The organism is Pseudomonas sp. BIOMIG1BAC, assembly GCF_001705995.2.
Lineage (GTDB): Bacteria > Pseudomonadota > Gammaproteobacteria > Pseudomonadales > Pseudomonadaceae > Aquipseudomonas > Aquipseudomonas sessilinigenes.
Genome location: NZ_CP049045.1, coordinates 6801166 through 6813731 on the forward strand (window position 1 = coordinate 6801166; position 12566 = coordinate 6813731).

General features: G+C 60.5%; 12 protein-coding genes. 9 read left to right on the forward strand and 3 right to left on the reverse strand.

All coding sequences use genetic code 11. The annotated features are described in order from the left end of the window. Positions 1-48: 48 nt before the first annotated feature. The 3 genes from ATY02_RS31645 to ATY02_RS31655 form a co-directional block, all read right to left on the reverse strand. Entirely contained in the window at positions 49-312 is a 264-nt protein-coding gene (locus ATY02_RS31645; protein WP_016487824.1) for an EexN family lipoprotein, read from the reverse strand. A gap of 32 nt (positions 313-344) precedes the next feature. Beyond that, a complete protein-coding gene (locus ATY02_RS31650) occupies positions 345-1250 on the reverse strand; it encodes a LysR family transcriptional regulator (RefSeq protein WP_006378999.1) in 906 nt (301 codons plus the stop codon). Between the two features lie 89 nt (positions 1251-1339). Beyond that, entirely contained in the window at positions 1340-2743 is a 1404-nt protein-coding gene (locus ATY02_RS31655) for an efflux transporter outer membrane subunit (protein ID WP_016487825.1), read from the reverse strand. A 101-nt stretch (positions 2744-2844) separates the two neighbouring features. On the opposite strand from ATY02_RS31655, the gene ATY02_RS36300 reads away from it, so the two are divergent. The 9 genes from ATY02_RS36300 to ATY02_RS31700 all read left to right on the forward strand — a co-directional run bounded on the left by ATY02_RS36300 (position 2845) and on the right by ATY02_RS31700 (position 12533). Continuing rightward, positions 2845-3486, forward strand: coding sequence for a TetR/AcrR family transcriptional regulator (locus ATY02_RS36300; RefSeq protein WP_068585663.1), 642 nt, complete (start codon positions 2845-2847; stop codon positions 3484-3486). A 131-nt stretch (positions 3487-3617) separates the two neighbouring features. Beyond that, the gene (locus tag ATY02_RS31665) at positions 3618-4649 is read left to right on the forward strand and encodes an efflux RND transporter periplasmic adaptor subunit (RefSeq protein ID WP_228022241.1); all 1032 of its coding nucleotides are present in this window, start codon (positions 3618-3620) and stop codon (positions 4647-4649) included. Between the two features lie 24 nt (positions 4650-4673). Continuing rightward, entirely contained in the window at positions 4674-7778 is a 3105-nt protein-coding gene (locus ATY02_RS31670; protein WP_034018429.1) for an efflux RND transporter permease subunit, read from the forward strand. Between the two features lie 80 nt (positions 7779-7858). Then, entirely contained in the window at positions 7859-8206 is a 348-nt protein-coding gene (locus ATY02_RS31675) for a DMT family transporter (protein WP_032665245.1), read from the forward strand. A gap of 15 nt (positions 8207-8221) precedes the next feature. Then, positions 8222-8842 (forward strand): DUF3313 family protein, encoded by a 621-nt coding sequence (locus ATY02_RS31680; RefSeq protein WP_016487830.1) that lies wholly within the window; start codon positions 8222-8224, stop codon positions 8840-8842. After that, complete coding sequence (locus ATY02_RS31685) at positions 8839-9996, forward strand: MlaE family ABC transporter permease (protein WP_016487831.1); 1158 nt, start codon at positions 8839-8841, stop codon at positions 9994-9996. The genes ATY02_RS31680 and ATY02_RS31685 overlap by 4 nt, the downstream gene beginning before the upstream one ends. Before the next feature lie 5 nt (positions 9997-10001). Then, on the forward strand, positions 10002-10814 hold the full coding sequence (locus ATY02_RS31690) for an ABC transporter ATP-binding protein (protein WP_024944155.1): 813 nt from the start codon (positions 10002-10004) through the stop codon (positions 10812-10814). Positions 10815-10905: 91 nt separating this feature from the next. After that, a complete protein-coding gene (locus tag ATY02_RS31695) occupies positions 10906-11835 on the forward strand; it encodes an MlaD family protein (RefSeq protein WP_034018428.1) in 930 nt (309 codons plus the stop codon). After that, positions 11832-12533, forward strand: a complete 702-nt coding sequence (locus ATY02_RS31700; protein WP_016487834.1) for an ABC-type transport auxiliary lipoprotein family protein — start codon at positions 11832-11834, stop codon at positions 12531-12533. Before ATY02_RS31695 ends, ATY02_RS31700 begins: the two co-directional genes overlap by 4 nt. Positions 12534-12566 lie beyond the last annotated feature (33 nt).

A 12566-nucleotide genomic window follows, 5' to 3' on the forward strand; every position in this document is an offset into this window, starting at 1 on the left:
CTTCAAGTTTTTCATATCCGGCATACATACTCCAGCGTGACCACCAGCTTAGAACTTCGGCGGCTCTTTAGGTGTGGTGTAGGGCACATCGCCATCTTCGTAAAAGCGCTTTCGGGTAGCCTCGGCAACCCGGTTACATAGTTGGTCGCCCAGCATAGGACGATCCAACTTGCATTGCTGGCGCAACTTTTTCAGCCGCTCAGGATTGAGCGCTAATTCATCGACCGTCGGAAGGTTGCCTTTATCTGGTTTCCCGGATGGGCTGCAGGCTGCCAGTGTCGAGGAAAGCAATATGAGAGCAATCTTCTTCATGGTTAAGTTTCCTTGGGAGATTGTGTGATGGTTTACCGCCGACTTTTGGCGTCTGGAGATTTGATCGAATGAACGCGTTCCATGAAGCGAGTCAGTATTTCTGACGGCTCGCTGGCCGGTCGTAGCAGATAGGTCGTGAGCATGGGCGAACCTCCAGTCAGCGGCCGTGCGACCACACCCTGTTCCCTGCTGGCAGTAATATGCGCACCTCCTGTGAGGCCTAGTGCAAGTCCCGCCGAAACCAGGACCATCATTAGATCGCTGGAAGTCACGCGTTCGGCAATTAGAGGCTCAATGTCCACGCGACGTAGCACCCGTTCAACTTGCCGAGCATGGCCCTCACACGCCACCGCGTCGCAGAGCACCAGCGGATACCGCAACAGCTCTTCCAGGGGAATCTGTTTGTGGGATAGCAAGGGGTGCCGTGCGGGCACAGCTACCATCAGAGGGTCACTCCACACCGGCACGGCGATGATGCCTTCGCCGACTTCATCCGATTGAGCGAAGCCGAGATCGTACAGTTCGCCACACAATCCCTTGATTTGCTGTGACAAAGGCACTTCGAAGAAGCGAACTTCCACTTCCGGCTCTTCCTGCCGGCAGAGCGCCAACAACGCAGGCAGGCGCGATGGCGTGATTCCATCAGACAATGCAATACGGAGCTGGCAATGAAAGCCATTGGCTGCGGCGTTCACACTGTCGCGCGCCTGCTGCAAAGCTGCGAAGACACGGGGTACGCTCTCAAAGAAGAGTCTGCCTGCACGAGTCAAGCGGGTGCTCCGAGTGGTTCTCGCAAATAGCGCTACGCCCAACTCCTCTTCAAGCTCTTTGATGGCGCGCGACAGCGGCGATGTCTCGATGTGGAGGCGCTCTGCGGCTCGGGCAAAGTGCAGTTCCTCTGCCACCGCTAGAAAGTAGCGCAGATGCCGAATTTCCATGTTCGCATTCCTCCTCACTTAGGCCTCACCACCTTCGCCTTGCGCCACGCTATCTAGCCTTCGCAAGCTGCTCCAGCAAGCTTCCCCGATCAAACAGGTGGGCCGGATAGTGCTTTTGCCAGCACACCCCATTGCACGGCTGTCTCGGCCCGCGTGCGGATCAGCGAAGCCTGCGCTGACATCACCCCCGCCTCAGCCTCGGCCACCACCGTGGCGTCCACTTGTCCCGCCTCAAACAGACGGCGGCTGCGATCGAGCTGACGCTCCGCGACTGCGACCCCCTCGGTCTGATGCTCCAGTGCGGCGTGCTGCGTATGCCAACCGAGGTATGCGTTCTCTACGTCCTGCAATGCACTCAACAAAGTGCGCTCGAACTCCGCGCGCGCAGCTCGGCTGCGCGCCTCTCCGGTCTCGATGCCGGCACGGATCGCGCCACCATCGAAGATCGGCAACGAAACCCCGGCCCCAAGTGAAAAAATGTTGCCGGTAATGCGCGTCCCCGCACTCTCAACGCGCTGCCGTCCGCCGCTCAGGTCCAACACCAGCTTAGGGAAGCGTTCGCCTTCGGCTGCGTTCCAGCGCGCGGTTTCGGCTGCGAACTTCGCTTCGGCGGCGCGCACGTCGGGCCGCTCACTCAGCAGGTCCGCAGGTATGCGTGTCGGTGTCCAATTGGGGGCGGCGAGTGAAGCAAGAGTCGGAGAAGCTGCAGACGCTCCGGGCGTTTGTCCCGCTAGTACATCAAGTGCATGCGTCGCCTCGCCGCGCGCACGCCGAAGTTGCTCTTGCTCCACACGCAGTGCGACGACGCCGGAGCGGGTTCGCTCGATGTCGAAGCCGGTAGCTTGTCCGGCCTCGAACTTCCGTTGTGTCAGCAAGACAAGTCGCTCGGCGGATGCCAGCCGCGCCGTGGCGAGCGCTTCGAGTTCACTGGCTTGGCGCTGCTGCACAGCCGCCGACACTGTTTCAAACGCGACCTGCCAACGCGTGGCAACCCACGCTTGTTCGGCTGCCACCGCATCCAGGCGCGCACCTTCTGCTGCCTGCGAAAGCCGCCCCGACAGGTCTGCCTCCCACGATGCAGACAACGTGGCGCGGCCATCATTGCCGATCGCAACGTTCTCTGAATAGTCGCGTCCTCGAGTTGCCTGCGTGCCCGCGGACAACGAGGGGAGCAGGGAGGCCCGTGCTCGCCGCGTGGCGGCCGAGGCCTCGTCGACGCGCGCGCGCGCAATCGACAGTTCGGTGTTGCGCTCCAGCGCCGCCCGGACTAGGACATTGAGCTGTGGATCGCCGTAGGCCGTCCACCAGTCGACGGGAAGAGTACGGCGGGATGATTTGTCCAGGATGCCTTCACCTCCCTCTTCATTTGAGAAATGGGCCGGTACATCCAGGCGAGGCGGATCGGCAGAGTGCGGAGCATGGCTGCAAGCCGCAAGAAGCATTAGCGGCGAAATCATGGCCATGAGGCGATAGCGTTCAAGAATTTGAGACATGGCAGGTCCTTGCATTCCGAAAAAGTCTTGACGGACTGTTTTACGCCTTCTACTATACCGTCTGGACTGTATATGACTCAAGCTTTTTTTGGAGCACGACCATGCCGCCTCGCGCGAAAACAAAGTTGCACCCCCCGTCCACCGCCCATAGCAGCACCGATGCGCAGCCCGTTCTCCAGCAAAGAGCCCAGCTAACTCGCGAGCGCATCCTGCAGGCCGCTCGCGAACTGGTGCTGGAGGAAGGCGCCAGTCGTCTGACGCTGGACGCCGTCGTCGTGCGGGCCGGGTTGAGCAAAGGGGCGTTTCTCTATCATTTCAAGACCAAACGCGATTTGTTCGTGACACTGATCGACGAGATGATCCGGGCGTTCGACGCGGTACAAGCCAATCACGAGCGCAGGTTTGCCGGAGACCCGGACCCCTGGCTGTCGAGCCAGGTGGAAGCGATACCCGACGACGAGATGCAGAAGATGGGCGCAGCGCTGCTCGCGGCAGCTGCGGAAGATCCAACACTTCTCGACCCACTGCGCGAGTGGTATCGCGTGCAGTACGAACGCGTGCGTCGATCCCCGCGTGGCACCGAGACCGCGGCACTCATCATGCTGGCATTGGATGGCGCCCTGTTCGCCGATCTCCTGGGTCTGCCGATACTCGCACCCGCAGAGCGGCGGCATTTCTTTCGGGCGCTCCAGGATCTCGCCTCGGGCCATCTCGAACTGATCCCTGCGAAAGGACACCCATGAGTCGCGTCCGTAGAGCTTTCATGACCGCGTGCGCACTGCGCTCCTTGACGGTTGCTTGCACACTATTCATTTCGACCCTGGTCTCAGGGTGCGGAAACTCGCAATCCACCGTATCCGAGCCTCCGCGTGCAGTGAAGCTCGCCGCCGCGCAGTCGGATCTTCCGCATAGCTCCCGCATCGAATTGACTGGCTCGGCGCGAGCAACCGAGCGCAGCATCCTAGGATTTGAAACAGGAGGACGGATCGCCAAGTTGAACGTCGACGTGGGTGAACGGTTCGCCCGCGGTCAAGTCATGGCAGAACTTGATGCGGAACCTGACCGGCTTCGCGTGACGCAAGCGCAAGCATCCCTGGCGGCCGCCGAAGCCGGCCTGATGGATCGACGTGTACAGACAGATCAACAGCGCCGGTTGCTCGAAAGCGAAGTCATCTCCCCTGCTGCGTTCGAGAGCGCCAAGGCGCAGCTAGCGGTCGCAGAGGGCCAAGCGCGCACTGCCAAGGCAGCGCTTGGCCTGGCCGAACGAGCACAACGTGGCACGATAATCGTCGCTCCTTTCGATGGTGTCGTGGCGGAAAAGCTGGCTTTGGCGTTCACCGACATTGCTGCTGGTGCGCCGGTATTTCAGGTCGACGGTGTGCGCAGTGGCACTGAGATCATCGCGAACGCGTCTACTACACAGGCACCTCACATAGATGTCGGCCAACGCGCAGAACTGTTCTGGAGCGGAGCCGAACAACCAATCCGAGCGGTGGTACGTCGTGTCGGTCTGCGCGCCGAAAATGGCTCGCTCCTACCCGTGGTGCTAGTGCCTGAAGATAACGCGCAAGCGCGCGCACTTCGGCCAGGTATTCCCGTACAGGTCGTGCTCGACGCACCTGCGGCGACCTCCAAGACCTCTCGGCCCGAGACTGTATCCGTCCCTTATGCCTCGCTGGTGCTCGGCACGAAGCCGGGTGAGGCTTCCGTCTTCGTCTACACCCCTGCAGATAAGAAGGTGCACCGTCGCGCGGTGCGCTTCACGCCGGCACAGGAAGGAGACAGCGCGCGCGTCCTCGCTGGACTTAAGCCCGGCGAGACGGTGGTTGCCGCCGGAGGCGGATGGCTCACCGATGGACAGCCAGTGACACCACTGGAAGCCACCACTCAATTGACCAAGCGCTAACGCGATCCACCAGGTTACTTCATCATGAAGATCACCGAGATGGCGCTGCGCGCCAGTCGACTTACCTACTTTGTAGCGCTTATCATTTTCGTCGCCGGCATCGCGACCTTCCTGAATTTTCCTTCTCAGGAGGAGCCGACTGTCACGGTCCGCGATGCGATGGTCACGGCGTTGAACCCGGGGCTGCCCGCCGAACGCGTTGAGCAACTCATTGCCCGGCCGATCGAGGAGCGCTTGCGCGAACTGGCAGAGGTCAAGCGCGTGACGAGCACCGTGCGCGCAGGCAGCGCCATGATCCAGGTCACGATCTGGGACCGCTACACCGACTTGGCACCGATCTGGCAGCGCGTCCGGGCCAAGGTCGCCGATTCGAAGGATGCCTTACCACAGGGCACGATGGGGCCTTTCGTCGACGAAGACTTCGGCCGCGTCGCGGTTGCCTCGATTGCGGTCACTGCACCAGGTTACTCCATGAGCGAGATGCGCGTCGCGCTCAAGCAGATGCGCGACCGCCTGTACACCGTGCCTGGTATTGAGCGCATCACTTTCTACGGCCTGCAGGAAGAGCGCGTCTATCTCGAGTTCGATCGGCCTAGGCTTGCGCGATTGGAGCTGACACCACAGGGGGTGATCGACCAACTCGTCAAACAGAACGTCGTCGCTTCGGGTGGACAAATTGTCGTCGGCGGCATCAATGCAACCTTGGCGGTCAGTGGCGAAGTGAGTGACGCTCCCTCCCTGCGAGCAATGCCGATCGCGCTGCCGCGACCGCAAAGTAGTACGGCGCCCATGCCGACGATCGCATTGGGTGAACTGGCGCAGGTGAGTGTGCGGCCAGCCGATCCGCCGGAGTCTGCCGCCATCTACAAAGGCCAGCCCGCGGTCGTCATGGCGGTTTCGATGGCCTCTGGTCAAAACGTGGAGCAGTTCGGAAAAGCGCTCAAAGCACGGGTTGCAGACCAGGAGAAGCTGCTGCCGGCGGGTTTCGATCTGTCATACGTCACTTTCCAGGCCGATGTCGTCAAGCACGAGATGGGCAAAATGAACCACGTCATGATGGAGACGATCATCGTCGTCCTCGGTGTCGTCGTGCTCTTCCTCGGTTGGCGAACCGGGATCATCGTGGGCATGATCGTGCCGTTGACGATCCTCAGTGCACTCATCGTCATGCGCGCGATGAACATCGAGCTTCAGAACGTCTCGATGGGCGCCATCATCATTGCGCTCGGCTTGTTGGTGGACAACGGCATTGTGATTGCCGAAGACATCGAACGCCGCCTAGCCGGTGGCGAAGATCGTAAGCATGCCTGCCTCGAGGCCGGCCGCACGCTCGCCATTCCGCTGCTCACGTCCTCGCTCGTGATCGTGATCGTGTTCTCGCCGTTCTTTTTTGGCCAGAACGCCACGAGCGAGTATCTGCACAATCTCGTGGTCGTGCTGGCACTGACGTTGTTCGCATCGTGGCTGCTGTGCCTGACTGTCACGCCCCTGTTGTGCTACCACTTCGCCAAACCCCACCACAAGCAGGAGCATGGCGACGCCTATGACACCCGCTTCTACCGTGGCTACCGGCGCGTACTGGAGTGGGTTCTCCACCATAAGGCGGTCTATGTAGCGTCGATGATCGCGGCGCTTGCCATTGCGCTGTATGGCTTCACCACCCTGCCTTACGATTTCATGCCCAAGTCCGACCGGCTTCAGTTCCAGATTCCGGTGCAGCTCGCCCCAGGTACGGATTCGCGCGAAACGCTCGCACGCGTGAAGCAGATCAGTAGTTGGCTGGGCGACACGAACATCAATCCAGAAGTCTCCGATCACATCGGCTACGTCGCCGATGGTGGACCTCGCTTCATCCTTAGCCTGAATCCACCGCTGCCGGCATCGAACATCGCGTACTTCGTTGTCACACTGAAGCCGAAGAGCGACATCGACGCTGTCCTCGCCCGAACCCGCAGCTACTTTGCGCACGCACATGGCGACGTGCGCGCCGAGCCCAAGCGCTTCTCGCTCGGTGCGACCGAATCAGGGACCGCCATCTATCGTGTCAGCGGTCCGGATGAGGAGGTATTGTTGGAGGCTGCGTCCAAAATCGAAGCAGCACTGCGCAAGCTGCCCGGAACCATCAACGTCAAGAACGATTGGGATACGCGCATTGGCCGCATCGACGTAAAGGTTGACCAGGACCGCGCGCGTCGGGCGGGCGTAACGACTGAAGACATCGCTGGCGGGCTGGATGTCCGCTACAGCGGCCGATCGATCTCGGTGATTCGCGACGGTGACACCTCCGTTCCGATCGTCCTGCGCAGCATCGTAAGCGAGCGTCGCAGCACGGCAGACGTAGGCGCGACGCTCATCTATCCCAGCAACGGCGGTCCGGCGGTGACGCTGGCCCAGGTCGCAGACGTATCGCTCGCGAGCGAGCCATCGGTCATCCAACGGCGTAATCTCATCCGCACGATCACCGTGCAAGGACAGAACACCTCCTACACCGCCCAGGAGATCGTCAACCGCCTGGTGCCTAGCGTCGCTGCCTTGGACCTGCCCGCGGGCTACTCGGTCGAACTTGGCGGCGAGATCGAGGAAGCTGCCGAATCGAACGCCGCGCTGTCGACCTACATGCCCCTCGCATTTCTGGCGATGCTGATGCTGTTCGTATGGCAGTTCAATTCCTTCCGCAAGCTCGGTGTGATCCTCGCGACGATCCCTTTCACGCTTATCGGCGTGGTATTGGCTCTGAAGCTAACCGGCACACCTTTCAGCTTCATGGCGACCTTCGGCGTACTGGCCTTGTTCGGGATCATTGTCAACAACGCCGTGCTGTTGCTGGAACGCATCGACCAGGGCTTAGCGGAAGGCCTGCCGCGCCATGAAGCCTTGGTTGGGGCCGCGATACAACGACTTCGTCCAATCGTGATGACCAAGGTCACCTGCATTTCGGGACTGGTGCCACTCATGCTCTTCTCCGGACCGTTATGGAAAGGGATGGCGATCGCGATGATCGGTGGGCTGGCGCTCGGAACGCTGGTGACGTTGGGCTTGATTCCGTTGCTTTACGAAGTCCTGTTTGGAATCAAGCGAATTGGGCCGTGGAGCCTGAGTGCCGCCACCGCGCATGGAGATCGCTCATGAGTCTCTTGCGGACCGCCTCGTGCTGCGCATTCTCAGAATTCGTATGTACCCACGCTTCATCCGTATGTCTCGCTAGGCTTATGCGATTCAGCATCCATCCGCTGATCTGGAAATCCTGGTCGATTGTCATTGCCGCAGGGGTTCTAGGAGCGGGCTATCCATTGGGCCTGCGGGCCATCACGGCGGGCGGTCCGACGCGCTGGGTCGGCCTCTGTGTGGCAGTGACGTGCATGGCGGCCAGCGGCGCACTTTTGTGGCTCGCGCTCAAGCGGATTCCGATCAGCGCGGCCTCTGCAGCCTGGGCAGGAATCGGGCTACTTGGAAACTTGGGTATCGGCGCCCTCTTGCTAGGCGATCTCGCATCAGTGACGCGCTGGTCTGGCACCGCCCTCATCGCAGCAGGCATTGCCTGTCTTAGTTTCGTTTGATCAAGGAGACCCATTATGAAGAGCAAAACTGCATTGATCCGCGGCGGCATTTTTTTTTGCGTAGCAGCCGCGCTCTCTGGATGCGCGACCAACAGCATGACGCGCTCCGGATTTCTCGGCGACTACGAGAAGTTATCGCCGACACGATACGAGAACGTACTGATGTACCGCGCAGCGGGATTCGAGCCCAAGCGTTATGCCGCTGTCGTGGTGGAAGATGCGCAGATCAAGACCGCCTCGGGTCGCATCGATGGGCTCGATGACGCGCAGCAGCGTGAAGTGCTAGACCATGTGACGAGCGAACTGAAACGCCAGGAAGGCAAAAGTCCCGCCACCCCAGGTGGCACGGGACAGGTTCGGGTGCGTGTAGCGGTCACCGAACTGCAGACACCGAATCGGGCAGTCAATGCAATGACGACCCTGCTGGTTGGACCCGTGACGACGGGCGGTGCCAGCCTAGAGTTCGAAGCAGTCGATGTAAGTACGGGACGACGCGTTGCTGCCGCCAGTTGCTTCGAGCGCGGCAACGTCATTAAAGAGTTCGCCGGTTCGTACACATTGCTGGGTCATGCCAAAGCGGCGATCACGAACTGCATCGAGCGCATCGACAGCGCTTGGCGGGACACGCAGCCATGAGCAACGCTTCACAGGCTTGGCTCCGGCAGGATGCCATGGTCGGCGGTGATCACAAATGGCTGGCGGGTGGCGACTGGACGATAGAGCACTACGCCAGTCTGGCAAAATCCGTGTCCGCCGCCCGCATCAGCCATGCCGAGGGGTACGCCACTCCCTTGCTCGACTGGACGCAAGTCCAGAGACTGGACACCGCCGGCGCGGCTCTGCTGGTGGAAATTCTCGGGCCAGACTCGATACTCGACCGGCCGGAGGCAGCTCCAAATCTGTCCCCGGATCGCCTCGCCCTAATGAAAGCGCTTGCCGCCGCTGCTACCGCTCAGCAGAAGACGGACAAAGCAGCGGTGAGCGGGAATCCTCTGCTCCGCGGTCTGGGACGCATAGGCCTGACCGTGGAACAGGGCTGTCGTGCGTGTCTTGGTCTGGCCGGGTTCGTGGGTCAGATCATCGAAACATGGAGCCGTACCGTTCGTCACCCGCGTCGCTGGCGCACGACCTCGGTGATCGCTCAAATCCAGCGGTCAGCGGTGGACGCCATTCCCATCGTGGCGCTACTGAGCTTCATGGTAGGAATGGTGGTGGCGTTCCTGGGCGCAACGGTGCTGGCCAACTTCGGTGCGAGCATCTTCTCGGTGCATCTGGTCGCCTTCTCGTTCATGCGCGAGTTCGGAGTGCTGCTCCCGGCCATATTGATTGCAGGCCGTACCGCAAGCGCGTATACCGCCCAAATCGGTTCGATGAAGGCAAATGAAGAGATCGATGCGCTTCGCTCCAACGCGCTCGACCCCATCGAGTTGCTGGTGCTGCCACGCGTGCTGGCGCTTCTTGTGTCCTTGCCACTGCTCACATTAGTAGGCATCTTGGCTGGCATTGTGGGCGGCGCCACTGTATGCGCACTGAGCTTGGAGATTCCTCCTGCACAGTTCCTTGCCATCGTGCAGGAAAAAATCGAGGTGCGCCATTTTCTTGTCGGAATGAGCAAGTCCCCGCTCTTCGCGGTGATGATCGCCGCTATCGGCTGCCATGAAGGGTTCAAGGTCGCCGGTAGCGCTGAGTCGGTAGGCGACCACACGACTTCTAGTGTTGTGCAATCAATCTTCATGGTGATCCTGATAGACGCCATCGCTGCACTGTTCTTCATGGAGATGGGCTGGTGAGCGCGGTGAAGCAAGACACCGACAACGGTGTGCGACACGCTATTGAAGTGCGCGGCCTGGACAACAGGTTTGGAACCCAGCAGGTCCATCAGGACCTAGACCTGGACGTGCGGCGCGGGGAAATCCTTGGCGTGGTGGGAGGGTCAGGCACCGGGAAATCCGTGCTCTTGCGTAGCGTCGTCGGGCTGCAGAAGCCGCATTCGGGCGTGGTCCGTATCGGGGGGCGCGACCTACTGCGAGCCCAATGGCTTGCGCGCGCGCGTATGGAGCGAAGGTTCGGCATTCTGTTCCAGAAGGGCGCGTTGTATTCATCGCTGACCGTCTTGGAGAACGTCGCTCTTCCTTTGATCGAGCATGTCGGTCTGGCGCGGCCTCTTGCCGAGCGTTTGGCAAGAAGCAAGCTGGGCTTGGTGGGGTTGCCTGCCGGAGCGGGAGACAAGTATCCGGCCTCGTTGTCCGGAGGCATGGTGAAACGAGCAGCACTGGCGAGAGCCTTGGCGCTTGATGCGAACATCCTGTTTCTTGACGAACCCACCGCAGGACTGGATCCAATCGGGGCTGCATCTTTCGACCAATTGATTCTGACCCTGCGCAATGCACTGGGCCTCACGGTGTTTCTGGTAACCCACGACCTCGATACGCTGTACACCATATGCGACCGTGTCGCGGTCCTGGCGAACCAGAAGGTACTCATCAACGACGGCATCGAGGCAGTCGAGCGCTTCAAGCACCCGTGGATACAGGAATACTTTCACGGCCCCCGTGGCCGTGCGGCCGCACAGGCCACTGGTGCTTCCAGCCAAGAGACGCAGCCATGAAACCCCTCCGCATCTGCATCATTCTTCCGTCGCGCACGCATTGGGCTGGGCGCACGCAATATTTACACTCTGAAAACGAGGTGGTCTGATCATGGAGCCACGTGCCCATCATGTATTCATTGGTCTGTTCGTCGTGCTGCTCGGTGCGATTGGTATCGGCTTCGCGCTCTGGCTCAGCGACACACGTTCCGACCACGATTACCAGTATTACCGGATCATGTTCGATGAGCCAGTGACCGGGCTTACGCCCGGCAGCCAGGTTCAGTACAGCGGAATCACGATTGGCGAAGTCGTTGCACTTTCTCTTTCGCCGCGTGACCCAAGGCGGGCGATAGCGCGCGTGCGTATCAATGCCACCATCCCGGTCCGGCAGGATACCCGCGCTGAATTGGTCATCACGGGAATTACCGGCAACGCGGTGATCGAGTTGAGCGACGGCGGGCCAAACGTGCCATTGCTGGATCGGAAAGAGGACGAGGAACCGTTGATCCTCGCGCCACGTTCGGCGATGGCATCCCTGGTCTCCGGCGAGGGTAACAGCATGACGACACTCAACGGCATCTTGCTGCGCACGCAGGAGTTACTGTCGAAGGAGAATTTGGCTCTTGTGCACCGCAGTCTAGTGAATCTCGAACAGACTACGGGCGCGGTCGCTGACCAGAGGGCCGAGATCGCGACGTTAATCAGCAATCTGACCGAAGCAAGCAGAGAATCGACAGCTGCCGTGCGCCAAGCAAATAGCACTCTTCGCGATGCCAACCTGCTACTAAATAACGATGGTAAGCAAATCATGGTGAACACGCGTGATGCAACGGCATCCCTCGAACGCGCCGCTTTCAGGGTTGAGACGCTACTGCAAAACAATCAGGAATCGCTGAACCAAGGCATGGCCGCCACAGGCCCTGCCATGCACGAACTCCAGCAGGCGCTGGCCAATCTAAACACCGTGCTGCGCCGACTGGATCGCAATCCGGCGCAATACCTGCTCGGTGGAGAGAACATTGAGGAAACCAAGCCGTGAACACTTCCGCCAGGATGATTCCCGTCGCTGCCGCGACTATGACGCTAGTACTCGGCTTGTCCGCGTGCAGTGTGCTTCCCAAAACAGCTCCAATGGTCACCTACAAACTGCCCGACTATCACATCGCCCAGGCGGAGAGTACGCCACGCGCCGTTCCTGGACCTGGGGCGCTGCGCGTCTACGCCCCTGAGAGTAGTCGCGTCCTGGATTCGGAGCGGCTTTTCATTGCGCAGCCCGATGGTCGCTTGTCGGCTTGGCAAGGAGTGCGTTGGGCCGACCCCGCACCGGTGCTGCTACGCGACCGAATCGTCGAAGCCTTCATGCGCGATGGCCGGTCGACTTCGGTGATTACCGATAGCACGCCAATGAGCGCCGATATGGAGTTGCGCAGTACGCTACGGGCGTTCCAGCTCGAATACCGCGGCACTGAAGCGATCGCCGCGGTTCGGGTTCGGCTCGATGTGCAACTGGTCGATCCGGCCAAACGGACTGCTATTGCCAGTAGACGCTTCGAAGCAATCCAAGCTACAGGCAGCAAGCGAGAGGCAGATGTGGTGAGCGCGTTCGGTGTCGCGACAGACGTGTTGGCCGGGCAGATCGTTGAATGGGCAGTTCAGGTCGGGGCAGCGCGTTTGCGAGTTGCACCGGAATCGGCAAGCAACCATGCACCCACAGCGTCGGCGATAAGCACAGACTAGTCGCCTTAACGGAGCACAGAAGCTAGGGCCAGA

What these genes read in the sequence shown, in the direction of transcription:
- ATY02_RS31645 (WP_016487824.1), bottom strand. Translation starts at nt 312, where the DNA reads ATGAAGAAGATTGCTCTCATATTGCTTTCCTCGACACTGGCAGCCTGC.
- ATY02_RS31650 (WP_006378999.1), bottom strand. Translation starts at nt 1,250, where the DNA reads ATGGAAATTCGGCATCTGCGCTACTTTCTAGCGGTGGCAGAGGAACTG.
- ATY02_RS31655 (WP_016487825.1), bottom strand. Translation starts at nt 2,743, where the DNA reads ATGTCTCAAATTCTTGAACGCTATCGCCTCATGGCCATGATTTCGCCG.
- ATY02_RS36300 (WP_068585663.1), top strand. Translation starts at nt 2,845, where the DNA reads ATGCCGCCTCGCGCGAAAACAAAGTTGCACCCCCCGTCCACCGCCCAT.
- ATY02_RS31670 (WP_034018429.1), top strand. Translation starts at nt 4,674, where the DNA reads ATGAAGATCACCGAGATGGCGCTGCGCGCCAGTCGACTTACCTACTTT.
- ATY02_RS31675 (WP_032665245.1), top strand. Translation starts at nt 7,859, where the DNA reads ATGCGATTCAGCATCCATCCGCTGATCTGGAAATCCTGGTCGATTGTC.
- ATY02_RS31680 (WP_016487830.1), top strand. Translation starts at nt 8,222, where the DNA reads ATGAAGAGCAAAACTGCATTGATCCGCGGCGGCATTTTTTTTTGCGTA.
- ATY02_RS31685 (WP_016487831.1), top strand. Translation starts at nt 8,839, where the DNA reads ATGAGCAACGCTTCACAGGCTTGGCTCCGGCAGGATGCCATGGTCGGC.
- ATY02_RS31695 (WP_034018428.1), top strand. Translation starts at nt 10,906, where the DNA reads ATGGAGCCACGTGCCCATCATGTATTCATTGGTCTGTTCGTCGTGCTG.